General features: G+C 40.7%; 12 protein-coding genes. 11 read left to right on the top strand and 1 reads right to left on the bottom strand.

The features are described 5' to 3' along the window. Positions 1-22: 22 nt before the first annotated feature. The 8 genes from RCP16_RS14960 to RCP16_RS14925 all read left to right on the top strand — a co-directional run bounded on the left by RCP16_RS14960 (position 23) and on the right by RCP16_RS14925 (position 8,878). Positions 23-1,924 (top strand): HEAT repeat domain-containing protein, encoded by a 1,902-nt coding sequence (locus tag RCP16_RS14960; protein ID WP_308640677.1) that lies wholly within the window; start codon positions 23-25, stop codon positions 1,922-1,924. Next, positions 1,924-3,024, top strand: coding sequence for an AAA family ATPase (locus RCP16_RS14955; RefSeq protein WP_175425134.1), 1,101 nt, complete (start codon positions 1,924-1,926; stop codon positions 3,022-3,024). The genes RCP16_RS14960 and RCP16_RS14955 overlap by 1 nt, the downstream gene beginning before the upstream one ends. Continuing rightward, positions 3,021-5,381 (top strand): DUF5682 family protein, encoded by a 2,361-nt coding sequence (locus RCP16_RS14950; RefSeq protein WP_308640676.1) that lies wholly within the window; start codon positions 3,021-3,023, stop codon positions 5,379-5,381. The genes RCP16_RS14955 and RCP16_RS14950 overlap by 4 nt, the downstream gene beginning before the upstream one ends. Then, complete coding sequence (locus RCP16_RS14945; RefSeq protein ID WP_083243392.1) at positions 5,381-6,607, top strand: VWA domain-containing protein; 1,227 nt, start codon at positions 5,381-5,383, stop codon at positions 6,605-6,607. Before RCP16_RS14950 ends, RCP16_RS14945 begins: the two co-directional genes overlap by 1 nt. A 62-nt stretch (positions 6,608-6,669) precedes the next feature. Further along, on the top strand, positions 6,670-7,245 hold the full coding sequence (locus tag RCP16_RS14940) for a histidine phosphatase family protein (RefSeq protein ID WP_308640675.1): 576 nt from the start codon (positions 6,670-6,672) through the stop codon (positions 7,243-7,245). Between the two features lie 55 nt (positions 7,246-7,300). Further along, on the top strand, positions 7,301-7,516 hold the full coding sequence (locus RCP16_RS14935; RefSeq protein ID WP_069326775.1) for a hypothetical protein: 216 nt from the start codon (positions 7,301-7,303) through the stop codon (positions 7,514-7,516). A gap of 228 nt (positions 7,517-7,744) precedes the next feature. Further along, entirely contained in the window at positions 7,745-8,377 is a 633-nt protein-coding gene (locus RCP16_RS14930; RefSeq protein WP_069326774.1) for an SLOG family protein, read from the top strand. 39 nt (positions 8,378-8,416) lie between these two features. Then, positions 8,417-8,878, top strand: a complete 462-nt coding sequence (locus tag RCP16_RS14925) for a 2-thiouracil desulfurase family protein (RefSeq protein ID WP_308640674.1) — start codon at positions 8,417-8,419, stop codon at positions 8,876-8,878. 466 nt (positions 8,879-9,344) lie between these two features. Here the strand turns inward: RCP16_RS14925 and RCP16_RS14920 are convergent, their stop codons facing one another. Beyond that, complete coding sequence (locus RCP16_RS14920; RefSeq protein ID WP_308640673.1) at positions 9,345-10,379, bottom strand: cupin domain-containing protein; 1,035 nt, start codon at positions 10,377-10,379, stop codon at positions 9,345-9,347. Between the two features lie 336 nt (positions 10,380-10,715). Here RCP16_RS14920 and nirB point away from each other — a divergent pair, with 336 nt between their 5' ends. The 3 genes from nirB to RCP16_RS14905 all read left to right on the top strand — a co-directional run bounded on the left by nirB (position 10,716) and on the right by RCP16_RS14905 (position 15,383). Next, positions 10,716-13,136: a nitrite reductase large subunit NirB gene (gene nirB / locus RCP16_RS14915; RefSeq protein WP_308640672.1), complete on the top strand. Its 2,421-nt coding sequence runs from the start codon at positions 10,716-10,718 to the stop codon at positions 13,134-13,136. Between the two features lie 15 nt (positions 13,137-13,151). Next, positions 13,152-13,472, top strand: a complete 321-nt coding sequence (nirD, locus tag RCP16_RS14910; protein WP_137221303.1) for a nitrite reductase small subunit NirD — start codon at positions 13,152-13,154, stop codon at positions 13,470-13,472. 228 nt (positions 13,473-13,700) lie between these two features. Further along, the gene (locus RCP16_RS14905; RefSeq protein WP_308640671.1) at positions 13,701-15,383 is read left to right on the top strand and encodes an alpha-keto acid decarboxylase family protein; all 1,683 of its coding nucleotides are present in this window, start codon (positions 13,701-13,703) and stop codon (positions 15,381-15,383) included. Positions 15,384-15,649 lie beyond the last annotated feature (266 nt).

The raw sequence follows: 15,649 nt of genomic DNA, 5'->3' as shown, positions 1-15,649 counted from the left end.
CGAATAATAGGAGGTTACACGTATGAGTACAGCGTTATTACAAGAATTGTATCAAGAAACAAGACGGCTCTATATTGCAGGTAGTGAATTAGCAGTCGAAGATATACGGCTACGCAAATTATTACCTCGATTTCAGCAGTTAGGGGAAAAAGCACCGATATTCAAGCGTCTTGGAGATAGTATTCAGAATGTATTGGATGAGACCCATGATAGCAGTAGCTCAGAACGTCTACAGAATCTCACGTTACTATTATCTTCTGTCCTGCATACACAGGGAAATGCGACGGTAGCAGGTGATCTTAAGCCTTTAGGAATGGAGCAACAGGAACATTCTATTGTACCCATCACCTCGTATTCTTATCGCAAATTAGCGCCTGTCGTGCAAGCTTTATCAACTACAGGTGGTGGACGTCTTGAAGTGATTGAACAAGCCTTCAAAGAAGGCATTTTCCAAGATTCTCGGTTAATGCCACTAGCTATTGAAGGATTATATGATCCTTATTCTGAAATTGCAGAGTTGATGACGCGTAAGATTGTACCGGCATATGGACTGGCGATTGTTCCTTATTTAAAAGATATTTTTGACCCTCAAGGAGATAAGAAAGAAGTACGTAAGCTAACAGCGATTCATACGATTGCGGAAGAACATCAATTGGATCTACTTGATGTATACAGTGAACTAGCTCGATCGGCTTCAGAGGATATACGTGCGACAGCGATTCGTTTTCTAGTAGGTCATGAAGAATACGTGCCTGAATTGATTCAGTGGACCAAAGATAAAAAGAAAAATGTACGTGCATCTGCTTATTATGCACTGGCGGGTAGTTCGTCGAATCAAGCCATTGCTTGTCTGTTAGAAGCTTCAAACGGCAAAGACTTGGAATACATTGTCGATGCGGTTCGTTATCAAGAAGTATCACAAGCCTTAGAAGATCAGTTAGCTGTCGCTTTTGCCAAAGATGTCGAGCAAGCCATCCAATCAGAACAACAAGAATCTATAGATCACAAAGCACTTGAAAAATTAGCTGAACGATTATTGTTATTTAGCAAAATGTGGACACATAGCCCGAATGAAACGGTTCATCAAAGTTATCAGGATATGCTAAAACATTATACTTATTTGTACAACCTAAGTGCGACGAATCAGATTACAGATTGGCGTAATCTATTATGGGATGCTGCTAGTTATATCGAATATAGAGGAAGTCTAGAAGACTTGGAATTGCTATATGAAGTGTCTGAAAAAGATGCTAATTTTGTGCCATCGGCTTTCCGCTTATCGATCCAGATTTTGTCTCCAGAACAAGTCTACGATCAGTATGTAGGTGGAGTCGTGTCTCAAATGAAAGCCAAAATCAATAAAGATGCCAAAGCACGTCTTGGCAAAGTGATCGCTACGATGCGACCAATGCTAATCGAAAATGGGTATGAAAGTTTCTCATTAGGTCATGAAGAACAACATGCGTATACGCAAAAGATTTTACCATTAGCAGAAATTGAACAAAAATGGGACAAGCGCTGGTTGGAATTTGCAATGAAACAAGATGATGTAGAACTGGTAGCCGGTCTGGCTCGTCCGGGTGTTAAAGGGGTAGACGAATTTTTACGACAAAAATTGAAAGATAATCCAGAATTCCGCAATCGCACAGCTACTCTGATTTTACGTGCTCTTGAAGAACGCCTAGGCATATCCAAAGAAGATAAACGTGAACTGATGTGGCAAGCGATTGATGATCGTCGTAATTCAAATTCATATATGTTTGAACCTTATATTATTCATTCTCTTTTAGAATTCCCTGTTGAAGATATAGAACGCTTAGAAGCCTTATTACCGGAAAATCGGGAAGCTACTATTCCCAAATTCAGAGGATATGCAGCAGAACAATTAGAGTTCGTAATCCACACACTGAAAGGGATGAAATAATGAGTACACCTGAATCTTTACAAGATACGATGAGACAATCGGCAGAATTATTGTATGCGCACGAGTTAGAAGCTTTACGTCAACATGATAGTGGCAAAATTCCTGCGGGCTGGCAAATGTCACCGCAATCGGTATTGACGTTTATTACAGGTGGTCAAGCAGGTAAAGTTCCAATTACACCTAAATATATTGGTAATCGTCGCTTGGTAGAAATGGCAATTGCAACACTGGTTACTGATCGTGCCCTTTTATTAATTGGTGAACCCGGAACAGCGAAGTCTTGGTTATCTGAAAATTTGGCGGCAGCTATCTATGGACACTCTAATCTGGTTGTACAGGGAACAGCAGGAACGAGTGAAGAACATGTTCGCTATTCATGGAATTACGCGATGTTACTGGCTAATGGCCCTACACCAGAAGCTTTGGTACAAAGCCCGATTATGCGTGCGATGGAACTTGGCGGTATCGCTCGTTTTGAAGAGATATCACGCTGTGCTTCGGAAGTGCAAGATGCGTTAATTTCGATTTTGTCCGAAAAAACGATTGCTGTACCGGAATTAGGTAAAGAAATGAATGCTCGTAAAGGATTCTCGATTATTGCTACTGCTAATACACGTGACCGTGGAGTTAATGAAATGTCTGCGGCACTCAAGCGACGGTTTAATATTATTGTGTTACCAGCTCCATCGAGTCTGGAGAATGAAATGGATATCGTACGTAAACGGGTAGGTGAAATTGCTTTTGCCTATGATCTGCAAGCTGCTGTACCGGCAGATGAAGCATTGCTCAAAGTAGTGACGATATTCCGTGAATTACGTAGCGGAATGACATTGGATCGCAAAGATAAATTAAAATCTCCGGCAGGTGTTATTTCGACCGCAGAAGCGATCTCTTTATTAACGAATAGTATGGCGTTAGCCGCAAGCTTTGGTAACGGAGAATTAACCGATGAAGATCTTGCCGCAGGCTTACAAGGGGCTATTGTCAAAGACGATGATAAAGATCGTATTGTCTGGAAAGAGTACTTGGATAATGTCATGAAAAAGCGGGGAGAACAGTGGCGTGGTCTGTATCAAGCATGTAAGGAGATGAACGAGTGAGTAGCCAGCTTGAGCTTGGTATCGGTGTGCATATTTTCGGAGTGCGTCACCTTTCCCCTGGTGGCTCAAAGCATCTACTTGATGATCTGAATCGAATCAAGCCCAAAATTATTTTGATCGAAGGTCCTTCTGATGCCAGTTCAGAGATTAGGCATATTACACAGCGCCAGACGAAGCCGCCGATTGCGATTCTAGCTTTTACCGAAGAATTGCCTGTACGTACTGCATTATGGCCGCTAGCGTCATACTCTCCTGAATATCAGGCGATGAAATGGGCAGCCGATCATAAAGCTCAATCTGTATTTATCGATTTACCTTCATCGGTCATGATTGCTTTACAAGATATGCGTAAGCGTGAACAACAGCAACGAGCAGAATCATCGCCTACACCTGATCCCGAACAATTCACGCCTCAAGCAGAAGTCTTACATGAAACTGTGCATGAATCGCTGTATGATCGGATTGCGCAATTGTCTGGTGAAGATGACTATGATATGTATTGGGAACGCAATTATGAACATAATTTAAATGAACATGCGTATCGACAAGCTATTTTACAGTTTTCAGAGCAGATGCGTGAATTAACAGAAGCAGAAGAACAACATTCTTCCGCTAGCGAGCATGCTTATAATGCGATTCGAGAATCGTATATGCGTCGACAGATTAAGCAAACGATTGAAAGTGGTTATCAACCGGAAGACATTCTCGTAGTCTGTGGAGCTTATCATGCCGCCGCACTTAGTCATGTATCAGATGTCATGACAGATCAAGAATTACAAAGTCTGCCTTCATCTTCAACCAAGCTAACATTGATGCCTTATTCTTACTATAAATTGTCGTCGATGTCTGGCTATGGCGCAGGGAATCATGCTCCTCATTATTATGAAATGATGTGGCAACAGATGAACCGTGAGGCCTTAGATGAATTGCCTCATCTTTATTTATCTTCTGTAGCTCGATTATTGCGTAAAGCAGGTACCCATCGTTCCACAGCAGAAGTGATCGAAGCGGTACGGATGGCACAATCTTTATCTGCTCTACATGGAGGAAGTATTCCTGTGTTGCGTGATCTACAAGATGCGGCACAGACTTTACTCGGACATGGTGATCTATCTGTGATCGCTGAATCGTTAGCTCAGATCAACGTAGGAACAACGATTGGACAGCTTGCTGAGGGGGTCAGTCAGACTCCGATTCAAGATGATCTCAATCGCTTATTACAACAATTGAAATTAACCAAATACAAAACCACAATCGCTCAAGATCTGATGCTAGATTTACGTGAAAATCGGCGTGTGCAATCGAAAGAGTCGGCTTTTTTGGATCTTCATCGCTCTTTTTTATTTCATCGCTTACGTCTGTTAAATATCCATTTTGTCCAACAACAACAGACTCAGCAAGATCAAGCCACATGGGCAGAACGTTGGATTATTCAGTGGTCGCCTGAAGTGGAGATTCAAGTGGTAGAATCGACGTTGCTAGGTGAAACGGTAGAAATTGCCGCCGCTTATGTATTACAGCAAAAGTTAGATCATTGTTTGACGATTGCAGAAGCATCCGACCTGATCTTAATTGCTTGTGAAAGTGGCATGGTTACGCAGTTGGAAAATGGTCGTCAGACGCTACAACGACTGGCTGTCGATAATCAAGATGTTATCCAGATTACATTAGCCGCCAGAAGCTTATCCAAAATTATTCAGTATGGTGATCTTCGCCGCATAGATACGATGCCTTTGATCCCATTATTAGAGCAGTTATTCACGCGTGCTTCTTTATTTCTGGTGACTAGCTGTCAGTGTAATGATGAAGTAGCCCATGAAATGATGAAGTCGATTAGCGAACTGCATACGATAGGACTGGATCATATCGAGCAACTGGATTACCAATTATGGATAGAGCAACTTACTGAAGTGATGGAACGAGACGATTTGAATGCCAAGTTATCTGGGTTCGCTTGTTCATTATTGATTGAGCGTAATCAGGTATCGGCAACACAACTAGCGGCAGAGGTATCGAGACGATTATCGCCAGGTGTACCTGCTGATCTGGGAGCAGGTTGGTTCGAAGGACTATCCAGTCGTAATCGCTATATGTTATTGTCACGTACAAGCTTATGGGAGCAACTTCATCAATATATTGAATCATTAGAAGATGATGATTTTGTACGTGCTCTTGTATTTTTAAGACGTGCATTTAGTACCTTTTCGCCATCTGAGAAAAATATGATTGCTGAACTGCTAGGCGAATTATGGGGTGTGAATACCGAACAAGCTGCTGAAATCCTGACGGAAGAATTGAAGGAGGAAGAAGCCAAAATGATTGATGACCTGAATGATTTTGATTTCGAAGACTTTTGATGATGAATCCTACTGATAATGAACATCAAAGATTGTCCCGTTGGCGGTTGATTCTAGGAGCTGATGCCGAGCAACAATTGGAGCGTCAGACTTCAAGTGCAATCGAAGGAATTACACTTACAGAAGAAGAAAAGATTATGGATCAAGCATTGGCAGCTATTTATGATGATACATCAGGTCAGGGAGGTAATTCCGGAGGCGGTAATACAGGTGGAAAAGGAGCAGGTAAAGGTCCTTCTTCGCCAACATTAACACGCTGGCTGGGAGATGTGCGTACTTTTTTTCCAGAAGATGTGGTATCTATTATCCAGAATGATGCGATGGAACGTAAAGGATGGAAACAGCTTTTATTTGAACCTGAAGTATTATCTCAAGTAAAGCCGGATATTACGCTGGTGGGTACATTAATGGCGTTAAAAGGTAAAATTCCTGAAAAAACAAAAGAAACCGCGCGCATACTGATCCAGTCTGTTGTCGATGATCTGGTCAAACGATTAGAACAAGATATACGTCGTGCTGTAACAGGAGCGCTTAATCGTCGTCAACATTCACCATTGCCTTCGTTAAGTGGAATTGACTGGAAGCGCACGATTCAGCGTAATCTCAAACATTATAATCAAGAACGTCGCCAGATCATTCCTGAGAAATTCTATTATTTCGATCGTGCACGTCGTAGTCACGAATGGAAAGTCATTATTGATATTGATCAGAGTGGCTCCATGGCAGATTCGATTATTTGGGCGTCGGTGACTGCTTCTATTTTTGCGAGTATGCCTGCACTGGATACAAGAGTGGTGGCTTTTGATACCAGTGTTGTCGATCTGACAGAACAATGTAACAACGATCCGGTTGATATGTTATTCGGGATACAGCTAGGTGGAGGAACCAATATTGATAAGTCAGTCGCTTATTGTGAACAATTTATAGAAGAACCGAAAAAAACGCTGTTTATTCTGATCTCTGATCTTTATGAAGGTGGCAGTCAAGCCCGTCTAATTCGTCGAATGCGTGAATTGAAAGAAGCAGGTGTCAAAACATTATGTTTGCTTGCTTTGTCTGATGAAGGTAAGCCTTTTTATGATAAGCAATTAGCTCAAAAGTTCACTCGTGATGGTACGCCTAGCTTTGCTTGTACACCAGCTCTATTACCGGCATTAGTAGAAGGTGCGTTGAAAGGGCAAGATTTGACTGATCTGGTGAAGCGTTTGGGTATTGCTATCGATTAATCTTGCATATATGTATCATCCTTGGATCGCAAAGATGAAACAAGATCAAGGAGACATGACCGATGAAGCATATTTTTCTTATTCGTCATTGTCAGGCAGAAGGACAAGCACCGGATGCACGCTTAACTACACTCGGGCAAGAACAGTCACTCCAGCTAGCTAATTGTTTCAATGATATTCCGATCGATTATATTGTATCTAGTCCTTATGAGAGGGCTTATCGCACGATTGAACCGCTTGCTTTTAAAAAATCATTATCAATTCATACCGATATCAATTTGCAAGAACGAGTCTTATCTCAGGATAATCTACCCGATTGGTTGGAGAAGTTAAAGTTAACATTTGACGATTTGGATCTATGTTATGCCGGTGGAGAATCGAGTCGGCAAGCGATGGATCGAGGGATCGCTGTGCTTGATAAAGCTATACGTACAGATGCGAAGCAGATTGCAGTGGTCTCGCATGGCAATTTAATATCGCTTTTACTCAAATATTATAATGATCAGATTCAATTTGAACACTGGCAAGCTTTGTCTAATCCAGATGTGTATCAATTGGTATTTGATGATGAATATCAGTTGCTTCATATGGAACGTATATGGCAATCCTTTAAAGGTATAAATAGCTTAAGAAGATAAAGTATTCGTGGAGTTGAACCATCCCTTATGCTATGATGAAATTGAGGTGAACACAATGAGTACAGAACAAGAACACAATGAAGTAACAGAAGAATCCAAGCAAGCACAAAAAGTCAGCCAGGCTGAAGCGGCTAAACGTTTGTTAGCAATGAAAAAGCAAGCAAACCAACAAGGTAAAGGCTCTAATAATGGATTTGATGGCGGCGGTAAAAAGATGAAAAGCCAGATGACCAAAAAAGTAAATAACCAACGTAAGAAAATGGGAACCTAAGCACTTCATGATATCAGTGCTACCACATGCAATAAAAGATGATAGTATACAGAAAATAATCGAATCTTATGAAGTAAACCTATTCAGTGTTGATACTGAGTAGGTTTATTTTTTTATCATGTATCAAAATTGACTATTCTACGTATTCCATGCCGGTCGATTTTTGCTTTATTTCGCTTCATGTTATGATGGAATAAGAGCATGAACAGAAGCGGAGGACAGCAAGGCATGAAGAATTTATTGGTGACCGGTTATCGTGCACATGAATTGAATATTTTTGGGCAAAAGCATGAAGGGATTCCCTTTATTCAGCAGGCACTACGAAGCAAATTAATACCACTGATCGAAGAAGGATTAGAGTGGGTGATTACGCCCGGGCAGTATGGCGTTGATCTCTGGGCTTGTGAAGTGGTGATTGCGCTGAAAGAACAATATCCTCAGTTACGACTATCGATTCTTTCTGCTTTTGCGAATCCTGAAGAAAAGTGGAGTGAAGATAAAAAGACATATTATGAAGAGATTTGTAAAGGTGTCGACTATTACGGTCTAGTTAGTAAACAGCCCTATCAAGGAATCTGGCAATTTACAGCTCGGGATGATTTGTTATTTCGTAAAACAGACGGTATTTTACTGGTTTATGATGAAGACGGAGGCGAAGGAAGCCCTCGATTTTTTAAAGAAAAAGCGTTGAAAAAGCAACAAGCAGATGGTTATATCTATATCAGTATTAGCTCAGAAGACATTCAAAGTATTGCCGATGAACAGCAACTCGATCAGCAATTGGAAGAATCGTTTGCAGAATCTTCGACTGAAATGATCGATGGAACCCATCCTAATCACGATCCTTTTGAAGAGATTTGATCGATTTGGAAAAAAGTAGGTAAAAAGGAGGAGTGGAGCATGATTGGCATCAGTGCCTGCCTGACAGGAATAGCCTGTAGGTATGATGGTAGAAGCAATTTAGTGCAACCTTTAGATCAACTGATTCAGCAAGGCAAAGCGATCGCCTTTTGCCCGGAAGTGTTAGGAGGTCTGACTACACCACGCGAACCGGCAGAAATTGTAGGCGGAACAGCCGAAGATGTCTGGTCTGGAACAGCCAAAGTGATGACTGTATCGGGTGAAGATGTCACCGAATCATTCAAAGCAGGAGCTTTGGTCGCTTTGGAACAAGCGCAACAAGCAAACATTACAGTAGCAGTACTAAAAGCTAACAGCCCTTCTTGCGGAAGTCAGATGGTCTATGATGGTACATTTAGCGGAAATAAGATCATTGGCTCTGGCTTAACAGCCGCTCTTTTTCGGCAAAATCATATTCAAGTTGTCGATGAACATACCTGTGATTTTTTGCTAGAACAATAGGAGTCACTGCCTTCTTATTTTAATAGAGTAATACTAGAGAGCGATAATTTTATCAATAACGAACAATCATGTTCCTTTCCATATACAAATCCATATAAAAAAAGATCATGCGATACACTCTACGCCAGGTACCGTACGTACTTGGATATCTTAATGTAGATAATGGTGTATTGGCATGATCTTTTTTATAGAAATAGGATAAGTGCAGTCACTCTTTGGGACAAACTAAAATCATTATTAGCATGATATTCAGGTTCAGCATATATCAATAAATAGTATCAATAATCTTATTTCTACAAACTGTATAAGTATCCACATTCTCAAATAGCATCATGTGTAGATGTAGATGTAGATGTAGATGTAGATGTAGATGTAGATGTAGATGTAGATGTAGATGTAGATGTAGATGTAGATGTAGATGTAGATGTAGATGTAGATGTAGGTATAAAATGCGATATTAAACGGTTTACTGCAAAGCAGCAGGAGCGATAAACCAGTGACGTTGAGGCAATTGACTCACTTGTTCACGGTTGATTTCTAGATTAGTCGCTAGAACATCGTTTGGTGTACTGGAGATCCATTTGGTCAGATCAATCGTCTCATGTTGCCCGTGGTTAAAGCCTACTAAGATACGACACACTTCAGTTCCATTGTTATAAATGTAATGCCCTGCTCCTTCTGGAACATAACCCACGTCTCCAGCTTCAAACTGATCTTCAATCAATTCTCCTTGACCCAAAAAAACAGCCATACGTGCTGTACCACTTATATAATATTGCCATTCGTCTGTATTTGGATGCCAGTGCATTTCTCGTAGTGCGCCCGGCTGAATCTCAATAATCGCTCCTGTCATATTGGTAGAAATCGGGAATAGGCGCGCAGAAGCAACCCGTTCTGTGCCTCCGCCGGGAACACGCTTGGGATCTTGAGCCATTAGTGGATAGCGATGCATACTGGTAAGCCCTGTAGCGCTACGTGTTGTAGCATCCAAAGTAGAATCATCCGGTACCTGCCTGTAAGCAAAATAAGATTCTTTTTTCGGCAAACGTTGTGCATCTTCAATCGAAATACCTAGATTCTGAGCGACTAATTCGATCGGAGTCTGGGCGATAAAGTCGGTAATACTAAAGGTATGTTTTTCGGTAAACGAACCGTTATTCATAATCTGAATAATATGGCATTCATCTGGTCCCATGCCTTGAATCGAATGACCGTAGCCTTTGGGAAAATACCATACATCTCCACTATTAAAGTTATCTATGTACGTTGTTCCATCAGGATGTAGAATCGTTGTGCGACAACTTCCGCTAACGACATAACCCCATTCAGAAGCATTGGTATGCCAGTGTAGTTCTCTTAATGTTCCCGGAGCCAGTCGTAACGATACACCGCTCATCGCTGTGGATACAGGAAAGTCTGCGACAGACACCTCACGCATTTGGCCACCACTATGTTCATAGGCTGTTTGTTGTTCAAGCCTGTATTTAAATGTTTTGGTCATTATAACCCTCCATTGCTTTTATGATTAATCTTCTAAGCTAATTTGTATTTTGTCATAGCTTCTTTTTTTGCACATGGCACTATAAGCCCATCTATCGTGTCGAATAGACGGTTTCCCTTGCAAAATGGATACATTCTAATGACCAATTTGATAAAAAGGGTTATTTTGTGTCTTTATATTTCGAAAAGCTTGTGATTTAGATCACTACATATAGAAAGTAAGATGGATATACTGAATATAAACCAATAAATTTTAGATATTAAAGATTGTTTTATATATAACATACTCATGGAACAAATGGCATATAGATTCACATCAAAAAAGGGGGATTTTGATATGACAGCAACAAGAGAACGACTGGTTCTAATAGGTAATGGTATGGCGGGGGTCGCAACGTTAGAACAAATTATTAAATTAGGTGGACAATACGATATTACGGTATTTGGCAGTGAGCCACATCCGAACTATAACCGGATTATGTTGTCTTATGTTTTGGAAGGTACACAGACGATAGACGATATTATTTTGAATAGTCATGAATGGTATGAGCAAAATCAAATCACACTGCATACAGGTACAACCGTGACACGTATCGATGCCGGGCAACAAATAATTCATACGGATAATGGAATGATGGTTCCATACGACAAAGTGATTATCGCCACAGGATCGCAATCGTTTATTTTACCGATACCGGGTCATGACAAACAAGGAGTTGTTGGTTTCCGTGATATCGCCGATTGCCATCAAATGATCGATGCTGCTGCCCATTATCCACAAGCCGCTGTTATTGGTGGAGGATTGTTAGGACTAGAAGCCGCTAAAGGATTGGTGAGTCTAGGAATGGATGTCACAGTCGTCCACTTAATGGATGATCTGATGGAGCGTCAATTGGATTCTGTAGCCGCATCGATGTTACGTAAAGAATTAGAACGTCAAGGTATCAAATTTTTGATGGGTGCACAGACAGTTGAACTACTAGGTGGAGAACGAGTGGAGCAATTGGTATTCAAAGACGGTACGACATTGCCTGCTCAATTCGTCGTTATGGCGGCAGGAATTAAGCCTAATATTGCAGTCGCCAAAGAAAGCAACATCGAGACCGGTCGAGGCATTATTGTGAATGACTATTTGCAGACTTCTGTAGATAACATCTACGCTGTAGGTGAATGTGTACAACATAGAGAAAGTTGTTATGGATTGGTTGCTCCACTGTTTGAACAAGGAATGATTTTGGCGAAACATATATGCGGGATTGATACTCAGCCGTATGAAGGTTCGGTGGTCTCAACCAAACTCAAAATTTCCGGTGTAGATGTATTTTCAGCAGGCGTATTTATTGAAAATGAACACCAATCAGTGATTACAGCGCGTGATGATTGGAAACGCACGTATAAAAAAATCATTTTAGAAGATCAAACGATTGTCGGTGCTGTTCTTTTTGGAGATATTACGGATGCGGCTCCATTGCAAAAGTTGATTCGTGATGGTGCACCGATGACCGATGAATTATATGCCGAATTGATGGGTACAGGCGGATGCGATCATAGCAAAAAGAAATCATCTGTCGATACGATGGCAGATAGTGAGATTGTGTGTGGTTGTAACGGTGTCACCAAGCTTGATATTGTCAGTGCTATTCAAGAAAAAGGATTAACAACAGTCGATGAGATCAAAGCATGTACCGGAGCAAGCCGTTCATGTGGTGGATGTAAGCCTGTTGTTGAACAAATTTTGCAATATGTACTGGGTGACGGAGCCACGATTGGAGCCAGTCAGGGCATGTGTAGCTGTACACCACTTAGTCGTGATGAAGTAGTTGCTGGAATCAAAGAAAAAGGACTTAAAACCATTAAAGAAGTAATGAATGTACTAGAGTGGAAGCAACCTGAAGGTTGTTCGAAATGCCGTCCAGCGATCAACTATTATCTAGGTATGCTTGATCCAGCACAATACCAAGATGAGAAATCATCTAGATTTGTGAATGAACGGATGAATGCTAATATTCAAAAAGACGGTACGTATACTGTTGTTCCACGGATGTATGGTGGGGTAACTACACCGGAAGAATTAAAACGGATCGCTGATGTATCTGTCAAATATAATGTACAAGCAGTGAAAATGACGGGTGGACAACGGATCGACTTGATCGGTGTAGTGAAAGAAGATTTGCCAAAAGTCTGGGAAGAATTAGATATGCCTTCCGGTTATGCGTATGCCAAATCGTTACGAACAGTCAAAACGTGTGTAGGTGCTCAATATTGCCGTTTTGGTACACAGGATTCGATGGGGATGGGTGCTGATCTGGAACGTCGCTTTGAACGCTTAGATTTCCCTGCCAAATTCAAAATGGCAGTCAATGGTTGTCCTCGTAACTGTGCAGAATCGTGTACTAAAGATATCGGAATCGTTGGTAACGATGGCGGCTGGGAAATCTTTATCGGAGGCAACGGAGGGATCAAAGCCCGTCTAGCCGATTCGTTATGCAAAGTGAAAACCGATCAAGAACTGATTGATCTTTGTGGAGCGATTATTCAATACTACCGCGAAACAGGTAAATACTTGGAAAGAACATCGGAATGGGTAGAACGTATCGGTCTACCAACTATTTATGAAGCAGTGGTGACCAATGTAGAAAATCGTCAACAATTGATCGAACGGGTCAATCTTGCACTGGCACAAGTCGAAGATCCTTGGCAAAAAGTGATTAACGATACACCAACTCGTGAAGCTCTTTTTCATAAAATGGAAGTCTAAAGGAGAAGAAGCATAATGAATGATACTCAAACATTTTATCCGATCGGATCCATCGATCAATTTTTGCCACAGATTGGACGTGTGGTGCAATTGAAAGAGATAGAATTGGCTATTTTCCGTACTTCCAATGAAGAAGTCTTTGCATTAGAAAATAAAAGCCCTCATCCTAAAGGTGGCCCTATTGCAGAAGGGATTGTATCCGGGCATATCTTATATGATCCGCTATATGATTGGCAGATTGATTTGCGAACAGGTCTTGTGCAAGCACCGGATGAAGGACAGGTGACTGTGTTCCCAACCAAACTAGAAGCAGACGTAGTATGGGTACAACTCTAATCTGATTTCCAACAAAATAATCCAACAAAAAGTGGTCTCTATCTATTAGAAGACCGCTTTTTTTGTGTTGATTATACTTACGAAACTAAAGATCAGTTAAAGAAAATATCAAAAAATGGCAATAATTCTTCTGAAATAGGGTAATGTCTTTAAAGCAAGACAGGGACTATGGCAAGAATACAATGATAACAAAGCTTAACCATTAGCAATACACAGGAGGAAAAAATAATGTCTGTAACAAATATTACGTTAGGTCAATATCTACTCGATTGTCTCAAGCGTGAAGGACTGACTGAAGTTTTTGGGATACCTGGTGATTATAATTTCACTTTATTAGATACGTTAGAAGAATACGAAGGTATTGAATTTATAACCGGACGCAATGAGCTGAATGCTGGATATGCGGCAGATAGTTATGCCCGAATCAAAGGGCTATCTGCTTTAATCACGACATTTGGTGTTGGAGAAATGAGCGCATGTAATGCGATTGCAGGCGCTTATAGTGAAAGTGTACCGATTATTCATATTGTAGGTGCTCCTAAGTCTCAAGCACAGCAAGATCATCAGTTGATGCATCATAGCTTACTCGATGGAAATTATGATGTGTTCCGTCAAGCGTATGAGCCTATTACAGCTTATAGTGCAGTCGTAACGCCGGAAAATGCAATGATAGAGATTCCACAGGCGATTCACATTGCCAAATCCACTAAAAAGCCTGTTTATCTAGTGCTTGCTCTGGATCAGGTGTTAGAATCGATTACGACTCATATTGAACCGTCGTTACAAGTATCTACTCATTCCAATTCGTTGCAAGCGGCAGTGAAGCATGCGGATCAGTTAATTCAATCCTCGAATAACGGGGCTCTTTTATCAGATAATCCTGTTCTTCGTTACGATCTACAAATGCCTGTTCAACAAGTGGCTGAGAATCTGAATATTCCAGCGGCTTCGATGATGATGGGTAAAAGTGGATTTGATGAACGTCATCCGCATTATATCGGAATGTACGGAGGGACTTTTGGTAGTGAGGAAGTACGTCATACAGTCGAAAATGCAGACTTTGTGATTGCGGCAGGCTTGATCTGGTCTGACCTGAACACAGCCAATTTTACAGCTGAATTAGATTTTCAAAAAGTGATTAATATCCAACCGGATCATGTCAAAATTGGTGAATCTGTTTATCCTAATATTCTTGCCAAAGACATGTTAGAAGCGCTAGCTCAATTGGATTGGAGAAGTCAGGCAGAGATTGTAGTGACTGAATTCCCATATGATACGGAGAAGCTATTATCTGCTGAAAAAGACCAACCGTTACACGCAGGCAATTACTATCCACGTTTTCAACAATTATTAGCAGCAAATGATATTGTGATTGCAGAGACGGGTACATTCACATATGGTATTTCTCAGCTTCAATTGCCTGAAGGTGCAACATATATCGGGCAAGCGGGCTGGCAAAGTATTGGATATGCCACACCGGCTGCTTTTGGTGCATGTATAGCGGCTCCTGATCGTCGTGTGCTGTTATTTACAGGAGATGGATCTTTACAATTAACTGTGCAAGAGATCAGCTCTATGTTAGAACAAGGATGCAAACCGATTATTTTTGTTCTCAATAATAAAGGTTATACGATTGAAAAGTATCTGAATGTAAAAGTGGATATTGATAAGCAAGTGTATAACGATATTCCGAGATGGCAGTATACCAAATTAATCGAAGCCTTCGGTGGAGATGCGTATACAATGCAAGTGCATACCAATCAAGAATTAGATCAAGCGATTCAAGAAGCTGAACAACAGCAAAATCAAAAACTATGCTTGATCGAAATGATGATTGATGATCCGATGGATGCACCGAAGTATCTACGCAAAACACGTGAGTTTTTGCAAAAACAAGAACAGCAACAATAACATCCAAACTCATAAAAGATAGTTTAAGTGATACAATCAGATGAATCGATATATGAACATCTTCTCTGCGTATAGAGAAGATGTTTTTTTGTCTACATAAAGCAGAACAGCATAACAAATGAATATTTAGTGATGATATAAATAAAAGTAGTGACACAGCATACAACATTCCTTATAATATAGCAGAAGTATAGAGTATAACAGCTTCACTAGATTTGTATTACACATTGAATAAAAAGTTTCTCATCAGACCGGCTATGAGATGA

This window comes from Paenibacillus nuruki (assembly GCF_963311185.1).
In the GTDB taxonomy this organism is placed as follows: domain Bacteria; phylum Bacillota; class Bacilli; order Paenibacillales; family Paenibacillaceae; genus Saccharibacillus; species Saccharibacillus nuruki.
This window is presented reverse-complemented; position numbering and strand designations above follow the sequence as displayed.

What these genes read in the sequence shown, in the direction of transcription:
- RCP16_RS14960 (WP_308640677.1), top strand. Translation starts at nt 23, where the DNA reads ATGAGTACAGCGTTATTACAAGAATTGTATCAAGAAACAAGACGGCTC.
- RCP16_RS14955 (WP_175425134.1), top strand. Translation starts at nt 1,924, where the DNA reads ATGAGTACACCTGAATCTTTACAAGATACGATGAGACAATCGGCAGAA.
- RCP16_RS14945 (WP_083243392.1), top strand. Translation starts at nt 5,381, where the DNA reads ATGATGAATCCTACTGATAATGAACATCAAAGATTGTCCCGTTGGCGG.
- RCP16_RS14940 (WP_308640675.1), top strand. Translation starts at nt 6,670, where the DNA reads ATGAAGCATATTTTTCTTATTCGTCATTGTCAGGCAGAAGGACAAGCA.
- RCP16_RS14935 (WP_069326775.1), top strand. Translation starts at nt 7,301, where the DNA reads ATGAGTACAGAACAAGAACACAATGAAGTAACAGAAGAATCCAAGCAA.
- RCP16_RS14930 (WP_069326774.1), top strand. Translation starts at nt 7,745, where the DNA reads ATGAAGAATTTATTGGTGACCGGTTATCGTGCACATGAATTGAATATT.
- RCP16_RS14925 (WP_308640674.1), top strand. Translation starts at nt 8,417, where the DNA reads ATGATTGGCATCAGTGCCTGCCTGACAGGAATAGCCTGTAGGTATGAT.
- RCP16_RS14920 (WP_308640673.1), bottom strand. Translation starts at nt 10,379, where the DNA reads ATGACCAAAACATTTAAATACAGGCTTGAACAACAAACAGCCTATGAA.
- nirB (WP_308640672.1), top strand. Translation starts at nt 10,716, where the DNA reads ATGACAGCAACAAGAGAACGACTGGTTCTAATAGGTAATGGTATGGCG.
- nirD (WP_137221303.1), top strand. Translation starts at nt 13,152, where the DNA reads ATGAATGATACTCAAACATTTTATCCGATCGGATCCATCGATCAATTT.
- RCP16_RS14905 (WP_308640671.1), top strand. Translation starts at nt 13,701, where the DNA reads ATGTCTGTAACAAATATTACGTTAGGTCAATATCTACTCGATTGTCTC.